Annotated in this window: 23 protein-coding genes and 1 pseudogene; 12 read left to right on the top strand and 12 right to left on the bottom strand. The window is 54.1% G+C overall.

Annotation, left to right across the window (positions count from 1 at the left end):
* Positions 1–12 precede the first annotated feature (12 nt).
* The 4 genes from RY831_RS26810 to RY831_RS26795 all read right to left on the bottom strand — a co-directional run bounded on the left by RY831_RS26810 (position 13) and on the right by RY831_RS26795 (position 3,692).
* On the bottom strand, positions 13–1,053 hold the full coding sequence (locus RY831_RS26810; protein ID WP_326509462.1) for a phospholipase D-like domain-containing protein: 1,041 nt from the start codon (positions 1,051–1,053) through the stop codon (positions 13–15).
* Positions 1,054–1,313: 260 nt separating this feature from the next.
* Positions 1,314–1,613, bottom strand: a complete 300-nt coding sequence (locus RY831_RS26805; RefSeq protein ID WP_326509428.1) for a hypothetical protein — start codon at positions 1,611–1,613, stop codon at positions 1,314–1,316.
* Positions 1,614–1,926: 313 nt separating this feature from the next.
* The gene (locus tag RY831_RS26800; protein WP_326509427.1) at positions 1,927–2,823 is read right to left on the bottom strand and encodes an S-4TM family putative pore-forming effector; all 897 of its coding nucleotides are present in this window, start codon (positions 2,821–2,823) and stop codon (positions 1,927–1,929) included.
* On the bottom strand, positions 2,820–3,692 hold the full coding sequence (locus tag RY831_RS26795; protein WP_326509426.1) for a nucleotidyltransferase: 873 nt from the start codon (positions 3,690–3,692) through the stop codon (positions 2,820–2,822). The genes RY831_RS26800 and RY831_RS26795 overlap by 4 nt, the downstream gene beginning before the upstream one ends.
* 507 nt (positions 3,693–4,199) lie before the next feature.
* On the opposite strand from RY831_RS26795, the gene RY831_RS26790 reads away from it, so the two are divergent.
* Together RY831_RS26790 and RY831_RS26785 are read left to right on the top strand one after the other, a co-directional pair.
* Entirely contained in the window at positions 4,200–4,790 is a 591-nt protein-coding gene (locus RY831_RS26790) for a DUF6338 family protein (RefSeq protein WP_326509425.1), read from the top strand.
* A 346-nt stretch (positions 4,791–5,136) separates the two neighbouring features.
* Positions 5,137–5,370 carry a hypothetical protein gene (locus RY831_RS26785; protein ID WP_326509424.1) on the top strand — a complete coding sequence of 78 codons (234 nt, stop codon included), beginning with the start codon at positions 5,137–5,139 and terminating at the stop codon, positions 5,368–5,370.
* A 122-nt stretch (positions 5,371–5,492) separates the two neighbouring features.
* Here the strand turns inward: RY831_RS26785 and RY831_RS26780 are convergent, their stop codons facing one another.
* Positions 5,493–6,524: a DNA-binding protein gene (locus RY831_RS26780; RefSeq protein ID WP_326509423.1), complete on the bottom strand. Its 1,032-nt coding sequence runs from the start codon at positions 6,522–6,524 to the stop codon at positions 5,493–5,495.
* A gap of 181 nt (positions 6,525–6,705) precedes the next feature.
* Here RY831_RS26780 and RY831_RS26775 point away from each other — a divergent pair, with 181 nt between their 5' ends.
* Entirely contained in the window at positions 6,706–7,656 is a 951-nt protein-coding gene (locus RY831_RS26775) for a site-specific integrase (RefSeq protein WP_326509422.1), read from the top strand.
* 118 nt (positions 7,657–7,774) lie between these two features.
* Here the strand turns inward: RY831_RS26775 and RY831_RS26770 are convergent, their stop codons facing one another.
* Positions 7,775–8,455 (bottom strand): helix-turn-helix transcriptional regulator, encoded by a 681-nt coding sequence (locus RY831_RS26770; protein WP_326509461.1) that lies wholly within the window; start codon positions 8,453–8,455, stop codon positions 7,775–7,777.
* A 111-nt stretch (positions 8,456–8,566) separates the two neighbouring features.
* Between RY831_RS26770 and RY831_RS26765 the strand changes: the two genes are divergently transcribed.
* Positions 8,567–8,992, top strand: a complete 426-nt coding sequence (locus RY831_RS26765; RefSeq protein WP_326509421.1) for a VOC family protein — start codon at positions 8,567–8,569, stop codon at positions 8,990–8,992.
* Positions 8,993–9,786: 794 nt separating this feature from the next.
* On the opposite strand, the gene RY831_RS26760 is transcribed toward RY831_RS26765, so the two are convergent.
* A complete protein-coding gene (locus RY831_RS26760; RefSeq protein WP_326509420.1) occupies positions 9,787–10,542 on the bottom strand; it encodes an SDR family oxidoreductase in 756 nt (251 codons plus the stop codon).
* A 98-nt stretch (positions 10,543–10,640) separates the two neighbouring features.
* Here RY831_RS26760 and RY831_RS26755 point away from each other — a divergent pair, with 98 nt between their 5' ends.
* On the top strand, positions 10,641–11,570 hold the full coding sequence (locus tag RY831_RS26755; protein ID WP_326509419.1) for an AraC family transcriptional regulator: 930 nt from the start codon (positions 10,641–10,643) through the stop codon (positions 11,568–11,570).
* A 363-nt stretch (positions 11,571–11,933) separates the two neighbouring features.
* On the opposite strand, the gene RY831_RS26750 is transcribed toward RY831_RS26755, so the two are convergent.
* A complete protein-coding gene (locus tag RY831_RS26750; RefSeq protein WP_326509418.1) occupies positions 11,934–12,782 on the bottom strand; it encodes a LysR substrate-binding domain-containing protein in 849 nt (282 codons plus the stop codon).
* 217 nt (positions 12,783–12,999) lie between these two features.
* Between RY831_RS26750 and RY831_RS26745 the strand changes: the two genes are divergently transcribed.
* The 6 genes from RY831_RS26745 to RY831_RS26720 all read left to right on the top strand — a co-directional run bounded on the left by RY831_RS26745 (position 13,000) and on the right by RY831_RS26720 (position 18,489).
* Positions 13,000–13,749 (top strand): SDR family NAD(P)-dependent oxidoreductase, encoded by a 750-nt coding sequence (locus tag RY831_RS26745; protein WP_326509417.1) that lies wholly within the window; start codon positions 13,000–13,002, stop codon positions 13,747–13,749.
* A 21-nt stretch (positions 13,750–13,770) separates the two neighbouring features.
* Positions 13,771–14,757, top strand: coding sequence for a TRAP transporter substrate-binding protein (locus tag RY831_RS26740; protein WP_326509416.1), 987 nt, complete (start codon positions 13,771–13,773; stop codon positions 14,755–14,757).
* 63 nt (positions 14,758–14,820) lie between these two features.
* Entirely contained in the window at positions 14,821–15,333 is a 513-nt protein-coding gene (locus RY831_RS26735) for a TRAP transporter small permease (protein WP_326509415.1), read from the top strand.
* A 13-nt stretch (positions 15,334–15,346) separates the two neighbouring features.
* Positions 15,347–16,606, top strand: coding sequence for a TRAP transporter large permease (locus RY831_RS26730; protein WP_326509414.1), 1,260 nt, complete (start codon positions 15,347–15,349; stop codon positions 16,604–16,606).
* A gap of 27 nt (positions 16,607–16,633) precedes the next feature.
* Entirely contained in the window at positions 16,634–17,482 is an 849-nt protein-coding gene (locus RY831_RS26725; protein WP_326509413.1) for a transketolase, read from the top strand.
* 2 nt (positions 17,483–17,484) lie between these two features.
* A complete protein-coding gene (locus tag RY831_RS26720) occupies positions 17,485–18,489 on the top strand; it encodes a transketolase family protein (protein WP_326509412.1) in 1,005 nt (334 codons plus the stop codon).
* Positions 18,490–18,642: 153 nt separating this feature from the next.
* Here the strand turns inward: RY831_RS26720 and RY831_RS26715 are convergent, their stop codons facing one another.
* Positions 18,643–19,596, bottom strand: a complete 954-nt coding sequence (locus tag RY831_RS26715) for an IS30 family transposase (protein ID WP_326509411.1) — start codon at positions 19,594–19,596, stop codon at positions 18,643–18,645.
* Between the two features lie 457 nt (positions 19,597–20,053).
* Between RY831_RS26715 and RY831_RS26710 the strand changes: the two genes are divergently transcribed.
* On the top strand, positions 20,054–21,727 hold the full coding sequence (locus RY831_RS26710; RefSeq protein ID WP_326509410.1) for an alpha/beta hydrolase domain-containing protein: 1,674 nt from the start codon (positions 20,054–20,056) through the stop codon (positions 21,725–21,727).
* 609 nt (positions 21,728–22,336) lie between these two features.
* On the opposite strand, the pseudogene RY831_RS26705 reads toward RY831_RS26710, so the two are convergent.
* The 3 genes and pseudogenes from RY831_RS26705 to RY831_RS26695 form a co-directional block, all read right to left on the bottom strand.
* Positions 22,337–22,777 (bottom strand): annotated as a pseudogene (locus tag RY831_RS26705) (transposase); the annotation flags it as partial.
* Between the two features lie 18 nt (positions 22,778–22,795).
* Entirely contained in the window at positions 22,796–23,158 is a 363-nt protein-coding gene (locus RY831_RS26700) for a hypothetical protein (RefSeq protein WP_326509408.1), read from the bottom strand.
* A complete protein-coding gene (locus RY831_RS26695) occupies positions 23,155–23,469 on the bottom strand; it encodes a transposase (RefSeq protein WP_326509407.1) in 315 nt (104 codons plus the stop codon). Before RY831_RS26695 ends, RY831_RS26700 begins: the two co-directional genes overlap by 4 nt.
* Positions 23,470–23,782: the final 313 nt, after the last annotated feature.

The raw sequence follows: 23,782 nt of genomic DNA, 5'->3' as shown, positions 1-23,782 counted from the left end.
CAGTAAGAAACGCTATATGCCGACTTGCGCCTCGTTGACATCTCGAAGTGGCGCTGAAATTTCTTCAGGTAATCCCTCAAGTACTACTCTGACAAAAAACTTGATATCAATGGATGTAGTGCCGAACATCATATCGTTCCCAGACAAAGAGGAATAGTATCCGCTCAGTTCAACGCCGTCGTATCCAGCAACCGCACCGTTAACGTCCCTCCGTAGCTGCCGGACTGTCTCCGATGCATCCTGAGGCTGTCCTGCCTCCCATTTGTCGATATACTCCTCAACGGTACGGAAACATCGGCGAATCGCCCGGCCAACTAAGAACGAGTTGGCTCCAAAATCAACTTTCCAGTCACCTGCGACACCATAAACGCGCTTAGCATGCCCTCTTCCAGACACAATGTGTCCACTCGAATGCGAGTGCCAGAACGTAGAACGACGAATGAATGATTGTGCAAGTTCACGACTTATTTGACCGTTAGGAGCTTGTGCATCTATTATTTTCCGTGCCATCTTAGCGGCTAGGTGCCGAGAGCGTGTTTTTTCGTTTCGACGGTTCAACTCGCGCTTGGTAGTCTCTAAACGTTCCGCTTCGGCTGCCCGGATCTCTGCCTCCATCTCCGCAGCCGCACTCTGCGCGGCACGAAATGCCTTTTTAACAGGCGGTAAGAGCCGCAATGCGTCTTCAACCATTGCTTCGGTAATCGGCGTTGCACTATCAAGCCAAGGTTCAAGCATCTGCTCGACATGAGCTACTTCAGCCGCGTCCTCGGTGCAGTAGGTTGCTTCGCGATTTCGCACCCCGCGCGCCGTCATATTCTGGCTTCCAATGCTAGCAAATTGTTTGGACGCCAACAGGATCTTGGCATGTAACGCTTGCACTTCGAAAACTGCATAACCATCCTGCAGTATCGATTTCAAGACTGGCAGTGACGATGCTCCTGACGCAAAGTCCTCGATGGAAAAGCGTGTATAGATCTCACATCTCTCCGGTGAGGAGGCTTGTATTACACTAAGAGCAGTCCTTGGAGTTAAGTAGGGAGAACAAATCACCACTCGCGCTTGGGAGGTAACAACAACTTGCTGCCATCGTTTGTGAACGCTCCGAAGGTAAAATTCTCGAGACACTGCTTCTTGTCCAGTCAAAGTTATTGTAGATAGACAGCATCCTGCCACGTTGATATTGCCAAAGCAAGACCGAATAGATGGGGGCTATTAAAGACTGCTAATGGCTGCCAAACAAGGAGGACAACACAAGTTCAGCCCTACGAAAAAGAGATTGCACATATCCTCAAGAATGGCGAGATGTGCGCCGATCAGAAAACTAGTTTTCTTCCAAATTCCAGATGACGCGAAAATGCATCGCGGCTACCGAATGCTAACTGTTTGTTCATGGCCGAGGCAATGCAGGACAATCCGGCGTTAATACTTCGGTCGTCTGCGGCCGCCGTCGAAATCAGGTCGAAGCCTTGCTTAAGCGCTTGGCTATTCTCACTAAAGAAGGTGTCGAACGCGGCATGCATCTCCAGTTGGTAGGCTTCGTGCTGCTCCTTGATCCTGAGGCAGATCTCGCGGGTCTGTGCACGCAGGGCATGCGACGCGTCTATGTTGGCCACCGACCCACCGACCGCATTAATTCGGAATGCAGATGCCCACCAAGCATGGACGCGACCATCCCGCCAACTAGACCGCCAACTAGACCGCCAACCAAGGTACCAACGCCTGGGTGTATTGGCCCAGCAGAATCTGCTCAGATCATGCTGCTAAAGCAAATGCCTCGGCTGAACCACGCCGGGAATCGTGGAGGCTGGTTGGTTTAAGTTAATACAGGTTCGGCAATGGCAGTTCTGAGTTGCTTGTAGTAGTTTTCCTCAGTGTTCGCAGTTATTGCTACAAATATCCTCGACCAATGAAGATTTCTAAGGAGCTTTACTGATTTTTCAGTTCAGCCACTAGAGTTGCAGCCCCCTTGTTCATCAAGGCCTCATTCCCATCTCTAAACCATCTGAATAGGAAATCGAAAATGGGAGGATTTTTTTTCCTGTGTTCGAAAAGTTGGTCTTGAAGAGTCCGGCATTTTTGCTTCATTGATGTATCATCCTTGCCACTTTTGGCTTCTGACCAGATTTTCTCAGCAAGTTCCCTAAGCTTATCTAGGCGCTCGGCCGCATCGTTATGTTCGATCATCTGGCGGTAGCCAAACACATAAGTTGATGCCATGGGAGCCACAATATATGCTAAGAACTCAAACATATCCTTTTTTTCATAAAGCCCATATCCGATCAACCCCAACGCAATGCAGACGAGCAAGATCCTAATGAAAAGAGAATATTTTCTTCTCATTTTACAGTCCCACCAAACGTTTGACCGCTGGCTAATTATTACCCCAAATATCTCAGGTACTTCATCAATGATAACTGGATACCATTTTTTGAGGCTAACTACGTCTTCATGCTTCAGGCCGTGTTTCTGGGCCTCCTCGTGAATTAACTCATGCTCAGGTTTTTTTCCGACTGATATTTCATTCCATTCCAGCCCCATAACCTTAATATCAAAAAGCTCTTGCACTCTTGCAGCGCTGTCCCTTAGCTTTTTGACCCAAGGCGTAAAAACGAATAGGTCGAACACAACTACTAAGATGCCCCATAACGCTATGTACCCCTTCCATTCTGGCTTTGCAATTGCTGTAACAGCAGCGCAAATTGCAACGGGTACGCTAAGAAACATCTGCAATCCGATGATGTTTTTCGCTCTCGAATATAAATTTCTCTGCGCAGCTAGAAGTTCGATGTTTTCTGGCTGCTCCTGCTTTTCCACAATGCTCATAGGTAATAGGTCGGGAACTTATCGTTATATAGCAAACGCCACCAATCAAAAGCATCTTTGATGTCATTGTTGGCGGTCGAACTGCGTGCCTTTTCCGCTCTAGCTGCTGCAGTCGCGAGCTTCGAAAGAGCATCCTGTTTAAACGCTTCAGTTTTACATGGGTAAATGTACCCAGCCGCGCCTGTCGGATCTTGCATTCCTGCAAGCTCATTATCGCGTAGCATTGCCAGAATCCGTTTTACATCGATATCGTAAATTATTGCTTTCTCGCTATCAGCGTATTTGGCAACTCTCATCTCTAAATAGAACGAACTAATCGGCACGGACCTGTAGTATTTCCATGCTTTAATAAATTGGATAAGAGGTTTAACTTTCCCCGAGTGCTTTTTATCCACGGCATGTACGTACAAATTATGAGCGTCCGGACAGATTTCCATCCACCCCCCTTCGCCATCCGCCATCTCATAAATCTTATAGCCGTTTCTTTCTTTTATATAGTCCACAACAACAATCTCAGTATGTTGTGATTTATATGTCCCAAAAGGACAGACCACAGCTGGCGTACTCACATGTACACCTGTATGAGGAAATCGTGCATTCAAACCGTCTCTGACCAAACTAAGTGTATAGGTTGAAGATTGCTTCAGGGACTCGGTTGAAAGGCAGGCGAGGTAATCGACGTCACTGTAACCGGAAATATTAGTTCCATTACCAAAAGAACCAATTCGCGTGAAGCGCTTCAATCCAAACTTGTTCTCAAGACAAGTTTTTATTGAAGCCCTGTGTGAAACGGTTGCCGAAGCTTCAGCGGCACTGGCTTTTATGTTGTTATGGAAGTCAGCGAATCCTTGCTCTATAGTGCGAGGCATAAATTTTGATTGTCAACTATTTAATGTCAGGGAAACACGAATCGGCTGCTGTGCCAGTCCGAAAGGCGTGGGCAAGCGCACAAGAGACGTTGTTTACACTACCAATAGTAGTTCAAGCGTAAGACTTTGTGGCAAAAATCCCAATTCCATACCAAAACATAATAATTCTAATCCTCAACAAGTGTTGGTCCGCAAACTAGCGCTTGTCATTTCGGTATTTGGCCCGCTTCTTAGCCTCGCAGCGAGTTCTCTTCACGGTTTGCATAGGTCCTCTTTAGCGTTGCCATTGGTCGTAGGCGAGGTTGTTTCGATTCAGGAGTGCAGCCATGAAGCAAGGCAAGCGTGATGATGGCTTTCGCATGAGCGATGTCCGATTGAAAGGGGGCTGCTCCAGTAAGGGAAAGGACAGCAAAAAATCCTCACATAAGAGATTTTTCCATAGGTGATTCCAGCGAGCTATGGTGCCTCATTGCTATACTGCATCTTTCCCGTCTCCCATAAGATGCGATGCCACCGGAAATATCCAAAGAAGTTGTCTCTCTCCTTCAGTACCTACTTCCCGGTTTCCTGGTTGGCTGGGTCTTTTACGGACTCACGTCACATCAGAAACCACCGCAGTTTGAAAGGGTGATCCAGGCTCTGATTTTCTCCCTAGGCGTGCAGGTCCTCGTTATCATCGAGCGCGCAATTGCAGCCTACCTAACACGGTGGGCTACCTTAGGCTCGTGGACTGCGGACTCCGAGCTCATCGCATCCATCCTCTCTGCTCTGGTACTAGGCGCGGTAACCGCTCATATCGCCAATAAAGACATACTTCACGGTATGCTCCGCAAATTCCGACTTTCGAGCCGCAGCGCACACTCCAGCGAGTGGTATATTGCGTTCAGCGAGCGTCAGCGATACGTCGTCCTTCATCTGAAAGATGAGCGTCGTCTCTTTGGCTGGCCTACCGCTTGGCCATCCGATCCTGAGAAGGGCTTCTTCATAATGGATCAGCCGGAATGGCTAGAGGCACCTGCTGGGCAGTCCGACCAGACCGAATGCATGGTCGTAAATGTAACGGACGTGAAGTGGGTAGAGTTTATAAAAAAACCTTGAGGGTATCAATGACAACAAAATCAGGGCACGTTCCGCCTATTCCGAGAGTGCCGACAGACGGCCGTAAACAGGCCAACATCAATCCGCCGCCGACCTATCAAAAGCCAGCAGCGCCGCCGCCGCCGCCAGCTCCGAAAAAGTGAAGCATACAAGGCTCTTCAGGGGGCCTTTTCTTTTCGAGCGGGAAGCTTGTAAACCACAGATTAGCGAGCGTGGATCTTGCCTTCCTCTTCACACAAGACCATACCTTGATAGACAGTGGAATCAATTCCATACATTCCGCAACCTATTCTCGTAAGTACGATTCATAAGGCCATTCACATCACGTATATCTACGCATCACCACTTGAAATTGGGAGTGTTGCGGGCCAGAGCCTATATTGTCTCCATACCAGACGACATTACGAAAGACAAAGCCATGACAGCTCTTGCACTCAACACCGCGAACCGCTCCGCCGCTTTCTTGAGCTCCTTCATTGACGCCTTGGACAAGGCCATCACCATGGCAAAGGCGGTTCATCATGACAGCCCGAACGCGTCGGATATGAAAAAGGTCCGCGCGATTGCCGAGACCATCTAACGCATCATTCCGCATTCCGCCAGCTAGATAATCGACCAAAACTGGTGCCGCATTTTGATGCGGGCATTATTGCAAGGCCTGTCACCCGCTAGGGATCACAGGCCTTTGTCAATTTTGGGACGTCACTTGCCTTCGTCTTTCTCAGTGCGGTTCTGCTGTTTGAGATAGCTGCGCAACTCTTCATTCAGAGCCTGCTGTGCCTCCATCCTGGCTTGCGTGGTCGCCAGCGACAATTCTAGTTCCCGTACCTGCCGTGAGAATGCCTCCGCTTGCGCCGTCGCTGTAGCTAGCTGCTCGGTCAAGCGGTCAGACAACACAGTCTTTTCAGCCAGCTGCACCTCCAACACCCGCGCGCGCTGGTCCGCCTCCTGGAGCGCTTCCAGACGCTGTGAAAGCTGTCTGCTATTGGCCTGCTCGTCATGCAGTGATTTGCGGGTGTGAGACAGGTCCGCTACCAGACGCACGCCTTCCTGGTTCAGCCGTGTCACTTCTTCCTGCCTGACGACCATGGACTGCTGCAGCTGCCGCATCTCGGCCTGCATCTGCTGCACTTGCTGTTCATGCCGGCGCTGGTCCTGCTCGCGCTGTTCCTTCACCGAGCTGCGGTAGTGCTCGAGCGATTGCCTTGCATGTTCGTGTTTCTGCTCCAAAGACTGGCGGTGCTGTTCATTCTCGTACACTCGCTCTTCCAGGCCGACGATGCGCTGTTCGGCAGCGCGGTGTTTCACGGTCAGATCCTGGAAAGCTTCGCGGGTGCTGGCATGAGCGCCCTGCTCTTGTTCCAGTGCATGAATGGCCTGCGCCAGACGCTCGTTGACTGCAGTGACCTCGGCCCGCAGGGTGGCGATCAACTCAGCCTGTCCACGTACCTGTTCCTGATGTTTTGCGGTGGCTGCCTCGAGCTTTTCATTGGCTTCGGCCTGCAGCTGGCCTGCCAGGCGCTCGACCAGATCCTGCAGCACTTCGCTGATCGAGGATTTGGGGTCGACTCCCTCTTCCTCCTGCAGCTCCCGCAGGTACTTATGGATAGTCGTTTTAGAGCCGGTATTGCCAAGGGCAATACGTACTGCGTCGACGGAAGGATGCTTGCCTTGCGCGAGCAATAGCTCGCGTGCATGTTTTACGTCCGTTTTATATAGTCCTGAGCGGCCCACTGCATACCTCGATATATCGTTATATTTTACATGGTACGTAATTACATGAGCCTTTGCAACGATAACGGTATTAATATCGATGTATTATATAACTGGATAATGCCGGATTAGCCTGTGCTGACGACGTTTTCGGGTATATTCTGGGGTTTCGATCCGTAATCCTCCTTCCGCCAGCTACAGGATGTCCAAGCTCGATCCGTACGTAAAAGCCGCTACCCGCGATAACACCCGCAAGGCTTATCAGGGTGCTGTCCGCCATTTCGAAGTCGAATGGGGCGGCTTTTTGCCTGCCACCGCGGAAAGCGTCGCCCGCTATCTGGTTGACCATGCCGAAACGCTGTCGGTCAATACGCTGCGCCAGCGGCTGGCTGCCCTCGCCCAATGGCACTTGGATCAAGGCTTTCCCGATCCAACTAAGGCGCCGATCGTGAAGAAAGTGCTCAAGGGCGTCCAGGTGCTACATCCGGCGCAGGAAAAGCGCGCTAAACCGCTGCAGCTTGAGCAACTGGCTCAGGTAGATCACTGGCTTGCAACTGCAATTGCAGAAGCCAAAGCGAAAAATGACCGTCGCGCCGAGCTTCGCCACCTGCGCAATCGGGCATTGCTGCTGCTCGGGTTCTGGCGCGGCTTCCGCGGCGATGAACTGACCCGGCTACGTGCCGAGCATGTCGAAATTGTGCCTGGACAGGGCATGACCTGTTATTTCCCCGTCACCAAGACTGATTGGCAGATCAAGGGAACAACGTTCAAGGCGCCGTCCCTGGCTCGACTTTGCCCGGTCGACGCCTACCTAGCTTGGATAAACACTGCGCAGATCAGCAAGGGCGCGGTTTTCCGGAGGATCGACCGCTGGGGGCATGTTAGTAACGACGGGCTGCACATCGATAGTCTAGTGCCGTTGTTGCGCTCGATCCTGAAAGAAGCGGGCGTTGTGTCGCCAGAACTCTATAGCGGCCATTCTCTGCGGCGCGGTTTCGCGACTTGGGCCAGCGCCAATGGCTGGGACGTCAAAAGTTTGATGGAATACGTTGGCTGGAAAGACGTGTATTCAGCCATGCGCTATGTTGAGGCCGCCGATCCGTTCGCACGGCACCGGATTAGTGAAATGCTAGCGCTCGACTCCTCGGAATAAGTGGCTGAAGCCGAATTTTCGGCTAGTCTGTTTTGCTTTTTGTGATAATCATTCAATACTGGCTCGAGGGAGTATCGAATAATATTCATTTCGCACCTAAATCGGCAAGAAACTGGACCTATTGGCGCTTTGACTCTTCATCCAAAAGGGCCAAATAGGTGCGGAGCAGCGCAGCCCGACGTGGTCGGAAGTTATTGCCGGTCGCGGTCACCACCGAAATCCGTTCAAAACGAAAAATGCGAAAGTCTTCGCGCAGGCAACAGCGCGCCAGCACTACCAGCATTCGATCCAAATAAACTATCGCCAGCGGCCAGATTGCGCGGTGAGTGACGGCACCATCACGATCGGTATACATGATTTCCAATTCTTCCTCTCGCCAGCAACCTTGGCGGATTAGATCCATGTCAACCCGGTCTGCTAAATCTTGACTTGCTTGGTCGCCAAATCGATGCACACGCGACACTGCATGCAACACATGCTGCTGCCCCGTTGAAGGCAGCGTCGCCGCCACTTTGGCAAGAACCGCATCAGCCGCCGCGGCCAGCGCCGAATCTCCCATTTTCCGAACTTGCGCCAACCCCAGCGTTAGGGCCTCGATCTCAATTCGGCTGAAGGTGCGCGGGCGCAGACTGCCGTCGTCGATAAGCGTAAAGCCGAACCCACGTTCGCCACCAATGTCGGCGCCGCCTGCGCGCAAAGTCTCTATGTCGCGGTACACCGAGCGGACTGAAACACCAGTGTTGCGTGCCAACTGATCGCCAGTGACAGGCGCAGGCAACGTGCGTAAAGCTTGCAGCAGATGAAAAAGGCGCTCGGATCAGGACATCGCTACTGACAGGAACTGGCATGAATGGTGTCTATAGTAGCACCGTAGCAAGCCAACATTCCAACCACACCAAAGGAGCTTGATATGCCCATCCGCACTGTCATCCATTTGAACTTTCAGGGTCATGCTCGAGCAGCGCTAACGTTCTACCAGAATATTTTCAACGGCCAGCAGACGTTAGTTACCTATGCCAATGCGGGCCGCGGCGAGGAAGCGGTTGATCCAGACCAGATCCTCTGGGGCCAAGTCACAGGCGAGGACGGCATTGCCTTAATGGCTTGCGACGTGCCAGCCGGCGCTGACTGGCATCCAGGCGACAATGCCTTCTTCGTTTCACTACGCGGCGATGATGTGAATATGGTCCGCACGCTCTGGAGCGGACTGGAACAGGGCGCCATTGTTCTGCATGCATTAACGCCCAGTCAATGGTCTCCACTGTACGGTATGCTGCACGACCGCTTTGGAGTAGTTTGGGTCGTGGACGTGTCGGTACCGCATTCGGTGGCATGACGGACTAGGCCGTGGAATTCAGAAGATGCATGAGCGTATTTCTCCGGAACGACGGAAGCCATCCGCACTTGACCCATCACAAATGCGCATGCCGCGTGCGAACTGTTGCTGAGCTTTGGCAAGGTCACTAACGGCAAGCCCCATGCAGCACACCAAATTGGTCGCCCAAGCAACGCACTACGGCTGGATCGTCGACGTGCACAAGTGCGTCGACGACGGCATCTGCTTGATCCATTTCATGCTGCGCCAGTCCTGTTAAAGCGGCTTCGGCACCTTATCAAGTCCTTTACTGCAGGCCATCGGTCAGACTAACCGAAGGAATACTACCGTTACAGGGTGTGGCCGGTCGTGTGCATATTTTTTTAGAAGGTCGGCTTCATGGCCGGACCGAGCAGTAGATCGCATCGGTCGGTCGGCGGCTATTTACTACTTCCCGGATGATGCCGGGCCGGGCTGGAAATGCCGGAGGCGACCCTGAACGGATGGTAGCATTTCTCCTAAGCGGTCGTTCAATATCAGAATTCTCTGAGCTGGCTTAGCTGGCCACGGCAGATCGATGCAATGATGGGTTGGGCGTCACGTTGCAAGGCCCAGGTTATACGCGTGCCAAAATTTGTAGGCAGGGCGAGCCGGTGCATCAACAATACGTTGCGTAAATGCTTGCTCGATTGATGCACGCAACTCGGCAAGTACATGGCTGCGCAAAGGATGTCAGTCGGAAGCGGAGATTTTCAGCCGCAGAGAGAGGCATAAAGGCTGCTCCGTCTCCTGCATCGGCTCATCTTTTTACAGCGTCATATATCCGCCAAGGCGACAGCATCCGCACCTGCCGGGATCAGCATTGGTGCAGCCGGGTCGGTCACCGCGAGCCACACGGCCTCGACCACATCCTGCGAATGCGTGACTGGTGAATTGATGCCCTCCTGCCTCGCTGCAAACACACGCCGTATAAATTCGGCATAGTCCTCCGGCACTGCATCACCTATCAGCCGGTGGGCATTATCGCCGAAGCTCGTGCTGGGTGCGCGTCCCGGTGCCACCAGCCGTACGCGGACGTTGAACGCAGCCAGTTCCAAGGCGAGCGATTCGGTGAACGCATTCACCGCTGCCTTGCTTCCCGTGTAGACCGACAACAGCGGCAGTGCTTTCAGTGTCACGGCCGAAGTGATGTTCACGACGACACCTGCCCGTCGCTGCCGGAACTGTGGCAGCACGGCCTGCGTCATTGCGATGGTTCCGATCGCGTTGGTCTCGAAGACCTCGCGAATGTTGGCCAGCGTCGTCTCTTCCAGCGGCCCGAGCATGCCAATGCCAGCGTTGTTGACCAATGCGTCGATCGGGCCGGCCGCCTCGACACAGCGGCGGATACTTTCTATGTCGGTGACGTCGAGCGGTAGCACACGCAAATTTTCGGAGCGTGGCAACAGGTCTTCGCTCGGCGTTCGCATCGTCGCGATGACTCGCCAGCCTTTGTCGAGAAACAGCCGTGCGGCGTCCAGGCCGAAACCGGACGAGCAGCCGGTAATAAGGATAGTTGGTAAGTGGGACATCGGAACCTCCAGAGAGTTGGGTGACGGTTCCAATGGTAGGCCATAGCATCAGGATCATCTACAATTGAAAGTCCTATTTTTTGTAGAGATAGTCCAAAATGGTCGACCCCCTAGCCGAAGTCGTCTCCCTGTTGCAGCCCAGCACTCCGTTCTCGAAACTCGTCGTAGCGTCGGCTCCCTGGGCCGTTCGTCGAGCCGAGATGGGCCGGCCGTTCTACTTTGTTATGCTTGAGGGCAGCTGCCATCTGACTGTCGACAGTCCGGAGCATCGCGACACGATCACACTGCATGCAGGGGACTTTGTGCTGATCCCGGCGGCGCGCAGCTTTGCAACATCCAGTCTCGACCGGCAGCCGCCTTGCGAGGGCGAGATCGTCACCACGCCCATCGTCCAGATACCAGGAGGAGCACGCGTGGGAGATCCGAGCGGAGTCGTAGACGCACGCATGCTCGTCGGCAATTGCGTGTTTCAGTCGCCTGACGCGGCAATGCTGGTGTCGCTGTTGCCGCAATGGGTGCATATACGGGGGGAACAGCGCTTATCGACACTAGTTCAGTTGGTTGGCGACGAATCCCGATCAGATCGCCCCGCCCGCGAGATCGTGACGGCCCGTCTGCTCGAGGTGCTGTTGATTGAGGCTCTTCGGTCAACGGCCAGCACAGCGGCGTCTCCAGGCTTGGTGCGCGGCCTATCCGATCCCAAGCTGGCGCTCGCTCTGCGCTGCATGCACGAGCGCCCGGCGTCACCATGGAGCATTGCGCAACTGGCGCACGAAGCAGCAATGTCACGTTCCGCCTTCTTTGAGCGCTTCGGCCGCACAGTGGGAATCGCACCAATGGAATATCTGCAGGCATGGCGCATGGCGATCGCGAAGCGAATGCTGCGACAGCGGGAGCTGGCGATCCCTGACATTGCAGAGCGTATCGGTTACAGTTCCGTCAGTGCTTTCGGAGTAGCGTTCACACGGCACGTCGGTATCCCTCCCGGGCGCTACGCTAAGGCGGAAGTCGATGATATGCAGGTCTGACCGATCTCCAGGTGAAGTGGTCATGGGTAAGGCACAGTTCGTGGCTGAACGTACGTTACTGGGATAACACTCACTCGTTAGCGCGTTTTGAATCACCCCCTTAGTTGCATTGGTAACGTTATTTGACATGTGTTCGCGAGAGACCGCTTGTGGCCGAACTTTGCCTTATCTTGGTTTTAGATAAAAAGCAGGAATCAGGTAAGAAAACCGCCCTTTTCGATGCTCCCCCTAGGCACTCGGACATAACGTCTGCCGAATTCTCGACATTATTGCTCAAATAAGCTCGAGAGAAAAAGCGACATTATCGCCAGATCGTGAACACAATAGCCATGCGGCACTATTGAACAGGTAGTGTCAGCTAAATCAATGATTATGTAGGTGGACCCATTGAATAAACTTCATGACCTCGGGACGCTGCAAGTATCGGTTGGGGAGTACCATGAAATGCGAGTGCACCTTCAGGCACCATTCTTCGTTGAACACTGCTTTCAATCTTCCGCTTTCGATATGAGGTGCGCCGATGGATGTGCTATCGAAGGCAACTCCTAAGCCTTGGACAGCAGCCTCCAGCGCCATTGCGGTTCTATCAAAGCGATAGGCAAATCCAGTCGGTGCAAAGTTCATCTCGCGACTGACGAACCAATCACGCCACTGCACCACATTCACGGCCGACTGAATCAACGGTAAACCGATCAGGTCCTCCGGCGTTCGAATGGGGTGCTTTTCGAGGAATTCCGGACTGGCCAGAGGCATGATTTTTTCTTCGAAAATCGGCTCCACATGAAGATGGGGCCAATGCGGATGGCCATAGCGGATGTCAATATCCACCATCCCGATTTCGAAGTCGGAATACGCTACAGAGGAAGAAAACGAGAGCGCGATCTCGGGGTGCTTGCTGGCGAAGTCAGCGATCCTGGGCATGAGCCAAAGTGTTGCAAAGCTCGGGCTCGAGTGCACGTTTAACGTGTTACTCACTCCTCGTCTCGCATTGTCAGTGGCCGCACTTATGGCATCAAGCGCCCCAGACAGGCGATTGAGGTACTCCCTGCCGGCTACGGTCAACGCGAGCGTTCGGCCGTTTCTATCAAAAAGCCGGGTTTCCAAGATCTCTTCCAGTTTGGCAATCTGGTGGCTGATTGCGGACGGCGTGAGATTGAGTTCGTGGGCTGCGACCGTGAAACTCTCACGTCTGGCTGCGCTTTCAAACGCCAACAAACAACTTAATGGAGGAAACGAGGACCGCATAGTGGCACCTTTTCATGCTCTCAGGAATAGTCTATATGCTAACAACGAAGTAAGCATCTGTGAATGAAATTCATCCTTAGACGAAAATTCGTCGCTTGTGCTTATTCAAACGTCCATCGAAAATTACTTTACTCCACAACATAGTGGAAAAAGTTCAATAATTTGGCACAGACAAGGAGACATCATGTTGCTGAAGGATAAGGTTGCCCTGATCACGGGCGGCGCTGGCCCAAACGGGCTTGGATATGCAACGGCCAAACTTATGGCCTCTCACGGCGCTAAAGTCGTAATCATGGACTTGGCTCAGGCGGACCCGGCAAATAAGGCGGCCGAGCTAGGCTCCGATCATTTAGGTGTAGTAGGCAATGTAGTTATAAAGACAGAGGTTAATGCGGCTGTGGCTCAAGTGCTAGAGCGTTATGGCCGCATCGATATCCTCGTCAATAATGCGGGCATTACGCAACCACGTAAAACGGTCGATATATCCGAGAGTGATTACGACGCGGTGCTCGACGTTAGTCTGCGCGGCATGTTGCTGGTATCGCAGGCTGTCATTCCTGCGATGCAAAAGCAAAAGAGCGGGTCCATCATCTCGATGTCGTCAGTCTCGGCACAACGTGGCGGCGGGATTCTCGGCGGCCCTCACTACTCTGCGGCCAAGGCAGGTGTTCTGGGCCTCACCCGTGCAATGGCACGCGAACTTGGACCGGACAACGTTCGCGTTAATGCAATCGCGCCAGGGCTTATTGCCACCGACATCACCAAAGGCAAACTGTCCGAAGAGCAGAAGGAAGTCATTGCGCAGCAGGTTCCACTTCTGCGCCTCGGCGCGGCTGCAGATGTGGCGGGAGCATGTGTCTTTTTGGCCAGCGATCTGTCCGCCTATTGTACTGGCATCACCCTCGACGTCAACGGCGGCATGTTAATTCACTAGACCTTTCTGGAGGAGACCAATATGAATACCAAACACACCATCCGTCGCGCAATTGTCATTACCGCGCTGTTGAGCGCCAGCCCACTGGTCTTTAGCCAGACCGCGGTCAAGCTCACGCTTGGACACGGCGCGGCACCCGGCAACCCCCGCCACGAAGCTTCCGTAAAGTTCGCTGACATTGTCAAGACGAAGTCGAACGGACGCATCGATGTGCAGGTCGCGCCGTCGGCGCAGCTGGGTGACGACGCCGCCATGGTGACCGCCTTGCGTACCGGTGCCCTGGATATATCCGCCAACTCGCAAGGCGCCATTGCCAATGCCGTACCTGAGTACGCCGCCTTTGGCATGCCATTCATGTTCAACACATCGGCGGATGCGTTCAAGTTGCTCGACGGGCCGCTCGGCAAGGAATTGTCCGAGAAATCGGCGGCAAAGGGCATGATCGTGCTCGGCTACTGGGACAATGGCATTCGTCACATGACCAATAGCAAGCGCCCGATTACCAAGATCGAAGATATGAAGGGCCTAAAGATGCGCACCCCGCCTGATACGGTACTGGTTGACATCATGCAGTCCCTGGGGGCAGAAGCACAGCAGATCAAGTTCGCCGAATTGTATGTCGCCCTGCAGCAAGGCGTCGTGGATGGTCAGGAGAACCCGCTGGCGAATATCCACGCGAGCAAGCTCTATGAAGTCCAGAAGCATCTGGCACTCACAAGCCATATGTTCCAGATGACGCCTTTTGTCATGAGCAAGCGGACCTGGGATCGTCTCTCGAACGACGATCGCAAGATCGTTCAGGACGCCGCTGCGGAAGCCACTTCACTCCAGCGCCAGTTGTCTCAGAAAGCCGATGACGAGCTGTTGGCCGATCTAAAGACCAAGGGCGTCCAAGTGACCAAGGTCGATACCACCGCTTTTGCCAAAGCCACCTCCAGTGTTTACGACAAATGGCTGGCCACGCCAATCAAACCGTACTTGCAGAAGGTCATTGCAGCGGCACGCTAATCCGGGTCAGATCTACAAAAGATGGCGTGCCGACATGCAAGGCACGCCACTAGGAGACAAATCGTGAATGTTTTCGAACGCATCATTACGGTGATTTGCGAAACCTTGCTGTGGATTAGCACGGCGATGATCTTCATCATCCTTGCCATCAACACTATCCTGCGGTACGCGACCGGAGCCAGTCTGCAATGGGCTAACGAGGTCCCTGAACTGCTATTTCCCTGGTTGGTCATGTCAGGCGTCGTAATGGCTGCCCAGCGTGGCGCGCACATCACCACCACTTTCCTGGTCGACAAGCTGTCGCTGTCAGTCCGTCGCGGTCTCGGATTCGTAGTCGGACTGACAGTATGCGGGCTCTACGGCACGCTGGCATGGGCCACATGGCGCATGCTCGAGATTGTCCACGATGAAAAGTCTCCGATTCTCCAGGTGCCCGGTTCCGTAACCTACGCCTGCGTCATGGTCGGCATGGGCATGCTCGCTGTCCTGGCACTCATTGCAGCATATCGTGCATTGCAACTGCAGCCGGCAGCATCGGCTTCGGACGGCCAGCCCGTACCCGAAGTCCACTGGTAAGGAGGAATTTAGAATGACTGCACTAATCCTATTGGTATTCCTCGGCTCTGCGGTAGTTGCCATACCCATCGCGCATGCGCTGCTGGTCGCCGCCTTGGCTGCCGCAGCCACGTCGGATAGCGTACCCCTAGATCTGCTAGTACAGCAGATGGTAGCGCAGGTCCAGAGCTTCCCGCTGATTGCAATTCCCTTCTTCATGCTCACCGGTTCTCTCATGATGGGCGGAAAACTCGGCGAAGCACTGATCGGCGTGCTGTCGACGCTGATCGGGCGCTTCCATGGCGGGCCCGGCCAGGTGGGCGTCATGTCGTCCACTATCTTCGGCGGCGTCTCGGGGTCCGCCGTGGCTGATGCTTCCGCCATTGGTTCGTTGCTGATTCCATGGCAGAAGCGCCTTGGCTACCCACCTGCATTCTCGGCCGCTACGCTGGCTGCAGCTGCAACCATTGACATCCTGATCCCGCCGTCGATTCCCATGATCCTGTTCGCACTGGCGAGCAATACCTCGGTATCGGCGCTGTTCGTGGCAGGCATCCTGCCCGGGCTGCTCATGTGCGGCGGCTTCATGGTGGTTTGCTGGCGGGTCGGACGCAGACGTAATTTCCCTCGTGAAACGAGGAAGCTAGAGTGGACCACGTTTCGCCAGCAGTTGATGTATGCATCGCCGGCGCTCGTCTTGCCGGTACTCATTGTGGTGATCCTGCGTTTCGGCATCGCTACGCCCACAGAAGTCAGCGTTCTATCAACCCTCTATGCCGGCGTCGTTTCAGCCCTGATCTATCGTGACCTGGGTTGGAAGCGGCTCCATGCGTGTGTCGTCGATGCAGGACTCGCTAGCGGCGTGGTGCTTCTGGTGATCATGGCGTCATCTGCCATTGGATGGCTGCTGACCTTTGACCGTATGCCGGACGGCATCGTCGGCTGGGCCCAGACACATCTATCCAGTGGATGGAGCGTAATCCTCCTTATGAACCTACTGATGCTGGTGTGTGGCATGTTCATCGACCTTCCAGCTGCCGTGCTGCTGCTTACGCCGGTCTTTGTTCCGCTGGCAAATGCCATCGGCATGGACTTGGTCCAACTTGGCATCATGATGACCGTGAACTTGGCCATTGGCCTGTACACGCCGCCCGTCGGGACCACGCTCTTCATTACCAGCGCAGTAGCCAAGGTCAAAGTCGGCGAGACCGTCCGCGAGCTGGGGCCCTTCTACCTTGTTGCATTCGGTGTGCTCGCGCTCGTCTCTTACGTACCAGGACTCATTTTCAAATAACGCATTCAATCTTTTTGGAGTAAATGCATGTCTACTCAACAGGACAAATTGTCCGCACTCGCGGCCTGCGCCTGGCGCATCCGGCGCTATGCTCTACGCATGGGTGAGGTACAAGGCCAGGGCTATGTCGGGCAGGCGCTTGGCTATGCCGATGTGCTCGCAGTAGCTTACGGCCATGCGTTGAACCAACGGCCGCAGGAGCCCGAATGGGAAGGCCGGGATCGGTTCCTGCTGTCGCACGGGCATTACGCGATTGCGCACTACGCAGCATTGCTGGAAGCTGGCATCCTGCCAGAATCTGAACTGGAAACCTATGGCAGCGACGACAGTCGCCTGCCGATGTCGGGCATGGCCACATACACGCCAGGGATGGAAATCTCCGGCGGCTCCCTTGGTCAAGGACTGCCTATTGGCGTCGGCATCGCACTGGGTCTTCGCTACCAGAATAATCCCGCGTTCGTCTACAACTCCATGTCGGATGGTGAACTCGATGAGGGGTCTACCTGGGAAGCAGCCCTGTCTGCTGCACACCATGGCCTAGGCAATCTAATTTGTATAGTCGATATCAACAACCAACAGGCCGATGGTCCGTCTACCAAGGTGCTGGGCTTCGAACCCCTCGCGGATAAATGGGCATCATTCGGCTGGCATGTGGAACGCTGCGACGGCAATGACCTGCCCGCCGTCTTGAAGGCTTTCGATAGCGCACGCGAACTGGAAGAGGACAAGCCCCGCATAATCCTTTGCGATACCCTGATGGGCAAGGGCGTACCTTTCCTGGAAGCGCGGGAAAAGAATCATTTCATCCGTGTGGATCCTCCTGAATGGCAGCAAGCTCTTGCGATTCTAGAAGCTAACCGTCCCGAAGGAGCTTAGTAATGAATACAGTCTCTGACAAAAAACCGCGCCTGACTACCTCCGCGATGATTGCTTCTATTGCATCCGAGGGACAGCGGGTCAAGGCAGCGCCGTTCGGCAAGGCGCTGGTGGAGTACGCCGCAAACCGTCCGGAGATCGTCGGCATGACGGCCGACCTTGCTAAATATACCGACCTGCACCTGTTCGGACAGGCATATCCCGAGCGATTCTTCCAGATGGGAATGGCAGAGCAACTCCTGATGGGTGCCGCCGGCGGCATGGCTAAGGCGGGGCTGATTCCGTTTGCCACCACCTATGCGGTATTCGGCACCCGCCGTGCTTACGATTTCATCCATCAGGTGATCGCGGAAGAAAATCTCAATGTGAAGATCTGCTGTGCCCTGCCCGGCCTGACTACCGGCTACGGCCCCAGCCATCAGGCCACAGAAGATCTCGCCATGATGCGCGCCATCCCCGGACTTACAATTGTTGACCCCTGCGATGCGCTCGACATTGAGCAGGCGGTTCCGCAGATTGCTGAGCACAAAGGCCCTGTCTACATGCGCTTGCTGCGAGGCAATGTACCACTGATACTCGACGAATATGATTACCAGTTCGAACTTGGAAAGGCCAAGCTGCTCAGGGACGGTGGCGATGTTCTAATGATTTCCAGTGGGTTTATGACCATGCGCAGCCTGGAAGTGGCCAAGCAGCTCGAATCAGACAATGTGAAAGTTGGAGTACTGCACTGTCCGACGATCAAGCCATTGGACGAAGCCACTATCCTTACAGAGGCACGCCGTTCGGGGCGACTAGTTGTCGTCGCGGAGAACCACTCCATCATTGGCGGACTCGGAGAAGCGGTAGCAGGTTTGCTCATGCGTGAAGGGGTCATGCCTACAAAATTCCGCACACTGGCTTTGCCCGACGCCTTCCTTGATGCCGGAGCACTGCCTACTTTGCACGACAGGTATGGCATCTCGGCAGAGAAAATGGCCGCGTCGCTAAAGTCGTGGCTCAAGTAGACCACATGCTTCCAAAAAGCCCTTAACGAGTGTTAAGGGCTTTTTTTATTAGTAATTCCGCAATCGCTCATTTATTCCTAACATCGAGTTCATTTCGGCATCATCATAGCCGTTGAGACATAGGCGGATTCAAGTCTGAAGTGCAACGGCTTATTAATGGGATTGTAACTGGCTCATAAAGACCTGATGTGGTGTTTTGAAGCCGAGACACTTCCTTGGTCGGTGGTTCAGGCTATACGTTGCCAGGGCAATGTCGCTGTCTGTAATACTGTCAAAGGCCATCTTCTTCGGGAAGAACTGGCGAATCAACCCGTTCATGTTCTCATTGGCGCCTCGCTCCCACGAGCAATACGGGTGCGCAAAAAAGAACTGCGCATTCAGGTCCTTCGCAATACGACCATGCTGGGCGAATTCCTTGCCATTATCTGAAGTGACGGTATGGACACAGTCAGCAAACGGCGTCAGCAGTGCGATCATGGTGTCCGATACCTCCTGTGCGGTCTTGCGTTCGACCTTGCCAATCAAGCTGTAGCGGGACTTACGCTCGTTGAGTGTGACCAGCGCTTGCTGATGTCCGGCACCGATGACCAGATCGGCTTCCCAGTCGCCAAAGCGTCCAAGCTGATCGACAATGTCCGGACGCTGCTCAATCGAGACCTGATCCACAATCGCGCCGCGCCGTTCGCGCTGGCCATACCGTTTTTTACGCTGCTTCTGGTTTCGCAAGCTCTTGTGCAAGGTGCCGCCGGCACGCTTGTCCCTATAGATATGCTGATAGATTCGTTCATGACTGACGCTGGGCATGCCATTGACCTTCAAATAGCCGCAGATCTGCTCCGGACTCCATAACTGCCCCAGCTTGATGTCGACAAAGGCCCAGGTATGCTCACTGATGCGCTTGCCGTTGTCGGTGCGCCGTCGGACCGCAGCTTGCTGGTGTGCCTGTGCCGGCCGGTAGCCCCGTTCGCCGCGGTTGCGCCGCAGCTCCCGACTGATCGTCGACTTGTGACGCTTCATGAGCCTGGCAATGCTGCTGCAGTCGTGTCCTGCCTTCTTCAGTATGTAGATCTGGTATCGTTCGTCTTGGGTGAGGTGTGTGTAGCGCATTCCGGGCAACATTGACTTGGCGGTCTTGGGGTCCGGATGCTACCGCATCTTCCCCTCCCGCCTTAGTTCATCAAGTTGCACTTCCCAGTTGAATCCGCGATAACAATATGGAGATTTTAAGGTAGGGGGCTGATTGCTCGGCGAGCATTCAGCCGTCTATTCGTAGAAGACGATCCCGGTTTGCAGTAGAGAAATTATACCCAGCTCCCCTGCATCGACACCATTCAGGACATCACCTGTTCTCCATGTAGCAGCGCTTCCCGTACAAAGTTGAGCCAATATCGCGCGGGTGAACGGCGCGCTTAAGTATGAGCTCAGTCATATCTGGCATCATACATATACCGATTAGATCAAAGAAAATACCCGAAGCAAAGTAATTCCGGTAAATTGAGGGAGCGCTGCACATCCTTATTACACTTCGATTAACTTAACTCGTCAGTTGCGCGCCGCAACACTTATGACGGAATTTCATCCTCAATTGAATAAACGTCGCTTGTACCCTCTTCTTAATTTAAGACATGATGAAGTCACCAGAGGCCACATGTTGCACAAACTGGACGTTGCATACGCCAATACTGTCAACCTCATTGCTAACCCAGCGCCCGGTTTAGGTTCCTGGTTCCACACTTACAAATTTGGAGACAAGCACATGAAATTCCGATTAATCGTCGAGTCACGTACCATCGTATCCGCTGCTGTTGTAACTGCTCTCCTAGGTGCGTCGCTGTGTTCGCTGCCGGCGCAGGCGCAGTCAAGCGGGCAGCGTTCAGCCAGCATCAACGACGTAGTTTCAACACCGCAAGTAACCGGTCCAATCGCTGTGAACTCCACGCCTGGTGCAGGCACCGCTCGCGACTATCCGTTTTTCGTTACAGAACCCCAGTTTGACCTCGCCCTTGCGGGTTACGTCGAGGAAGAATTCTTTGTTCAAGGTACAGCCACGCGCTACCAGACTCCGACGATGGCGGATGCAGTTGCTACCTCTTCCGGGCATCCGTACAAGACACGGATTGTCGTGCGACGTCCTGTCGATGCGAAGAAATTCAACGGCGTGGTTCTGGTCGAGTGGGCCAATGTGACTTCCGGATATGGCATCGATCTTCATTGGCAATATTCCAGGGAGTACTTGACCCGGGAAGGCTATGTAGTCGTACGCGTGGATGCCCAACGCGTGGGCGTCCACCAGGAAAGGACAGGATTGAAAGACTGGAGCCCGACCAGATACGGCAGTCTCGACGTAACTGCCGGAGGCTCGATTACTGACGATTCACTGTCTTACGACATCTTTTCACAAGTGATAAAGGCGATCAAGGTATCCGACCGGGACAAGATATTGAAGGGCTTGGTGCCAAGTGCCGTGCTTGCGGTCGGACAGTCGCAGTCAGCCGGGCGGCTCACCCTATACTACAACAGCATCCAGCCCAAGCATCACCTAGTAGATGGCTTCCTTATTCAGGTATTGGGCGGACCGTTCCGCACGGACGTCAGGGCACCGATGATGCGAATCATCAGCGAGACGGAATTGATGCTTTACGGGCTGGGCGCCACACGGCAGCCGGACTCGCCGACACTGCGCGAGTGGGAGATCGCGGGTGCTGCACACGTAGACTATTGGTGGGTTCAGTATCGCCAGGGTCTAGCAGTCCGAGACAAGATGACGCCGCCCAGCCTGGGGTGCGATCCAGAGCCCGGAAGCCATGTGCCATTGCGCTATGTGTTAAATGCAGGTTATCACCACCTTTCCAGATGGGTGCTCAATGGCATTGAGCCACCCCGTGCCGAACCGATTACGATGACTTCGGTCAACCCTCCCATGATTACGCGTGATGTCAATGGCTTGGCTTACGGCGGTATCCGCCAAGCGGAGGTCGAAGTGCCAACCGCAACCAATCGTGGCGACCAGATAGGTATGACGCCGGGCTGCCCGAACAACTATGGCATGCACGTTCCGTTCAACGATGCGAAGCTGTCGCAACTGTATCGCAGCAATGACGCCTATGTGCAGGCCGTGACGACGACGGTGAGGAAAAATGTGCGGGAAGGTTTCATTCTTAAGGACGACGCAGAAGAGATCATCCGGCGCGCCGCGAGCTCGAACGTCGGAACAGGACGGGCGGTATCGATTCGATGATGCGAAGGGCTAGATGTCTTGTCGGCCTCACAGCTATTCTGGTCGTCAGTCCGGCAAGGCCCAAGCCCTGCGTATGCAGGGTCAGGCATTAGGGCCACGCTCAACCGTTTGCGTCCGGGGAGTGCTGCGGACCTTGTTCCGCTCGCTCCCAGCTATGGGCTGGGCTTTATGTCTGCTTCGTGTTCAATGATATTCGGGTACAAGTGTTTATGTATGCATAACCCGAATCATCTTTTCCTCTACACGCTCGTATTATCTGGGCGTTATTGGCAAGAGACAGAACTTTCCGGCCGGATTACGGCGCGATATCCCGCTTGTAATCCGGTCGGTTGATGAGGTCGAATCACACGTAGGAGCACATCCAAGGTTGCACAGGCAACCATGAAGTGATGGCGAAGCTGGTCAGACCGTGACAGGAGCATCCCGCGCTGGGTTAGGCACAACAAGTGCGATGTAATGATTGGGATCCTGTCAGCACATTCCATCAGGGACAGGGGTAAATGCCCCATACAAAGTCCGAATGTATGACTGCAATCTAACCCTTCACATCATCAATGCAGGCTTGGCAAAAGGATGCGTCCATGTATGACCCAGCCGAATCTGCTCAGATCAAGCTGCTAAAGCAAATGCCTCCGCAGGCGTTTTCATGCCCAGCGCTTGATGCGGACGCCGGGTGTTATAGAAGCCAATCCTGTCACCAATGGCTCGGCTCGCATGCTGCAGGGTCTCGAACCGATGGCGATGCACACACTGTTCTTTCAAGGTTCGGATAACTCGCTCAACCATGCCGTTCTGTTCAGGGCAGTGTGGTGTGATGAATTCCTGCTTCAATCGATAACTTCTGACCAGCGCGGTGTAGCTGCGGCTGGTGAAGACCAGGCCATTGTCGGAACGAAGCAGGAACGGTGCAGGCACGCTTCCCAGGGTCCCGTAGCGGGCGATCAAGGCCTGTTCCAGCGCAGACTCATCGACCTTGGCCTTGCCAGAGCGTGACAGGTGCCAGCCAAGCAGCTCTCTGGTATGGCAATCGATCACCAGCGCCAGCACCGCCCAGCCATAACGACCAGCTCAGACCCGACACAAATCCGTCGCCCACCGCTCGTTTGGTGCCTTAGCCACTGATGGCAAAGCCTGCACCCGCGGCCGGAAGCCAATGGGCCGCTTCTCCACCTGCCAGCCCTTGAGCTGGAATATACGCTGAACCGTGTTCTTGTTGAAGTCTAGGAGGTGCGCCACCGTCCGATATCCGAAGGACGGATTCTCGTCGATCATGGCCTTGATTGGACCGGCGAAGCGGTCCTGAACCTTGGGCGCCGACTTGGCCGGCTTGTAGTACACCGTTCTGCGCGGCACGCCGAACCACTGACAGATCTTGCTGATCGAGACGGTAAAGCCGTCTTCCATGAGTCCCTGGCGGATCGTCTCGATCACTTCTCGTCCTCGCCCAGCAGGGACTGCAGCTTTTTTCTTGCACGCAATTCAAGCATGGCTTCGTCGTACGCCTCCTGCAGTGTTTTGATCTGGCGCTTGTACTGTTCCTTGACGTCCAGCGGCTTGGCGCGCAATGCGTTTTTCAAGCCTTTGCGTCCGTCGTCAACCCACTCTTTAATCTCCGAAGGCAAGATGTCGAAGCCCCGGCTGGCCTCAGCCACACTGGTTTTACCCTGAATGATTTCGGTAACCAACGCTGCTTTGCGCTTGGCCGTCCGCCGTTTGAATTCTTCCCCTATCGTCATGCTCATGTGATTCCCTTTCGTGATTATCACCTGAGCAGGTTTCCAGTGAGTCGTTACAGAGCGCATCACGCTGCAGGTCAAGATTCTGGTCGCCGGTCGAGACGCGGGCATAACCAATTTTTGCCATTTCTGTCCTTGATTTATTAACAGTATCAATACATGGTTTAGTTGTCATTTTCAGAAGGTGACTGCACGGAATATCAAGAGTCGGCTGCACAGTCTTTTCTGATCTGTGGTCGTCTCAGAAAACGGAAAATAAAGCACGCTAAGCTGTGGAAGCCCCTGCCAAGCTCGTTCCACCTTGCAACGACGCAATCAG

It is taken from the genome of Noviherbaspirillum album (assembly GCF_035916955.1).
Lineage (GTDB): Bacteria > Pseudomonadota > Gammaproteobacteria > Burkholderiales > Burkholderiaceae_D > Noviherbaspirillum > Noviherbaspirillum album.
This window is presented reverse-complemented; position numbering and strand designations above follow the sequence as displayed.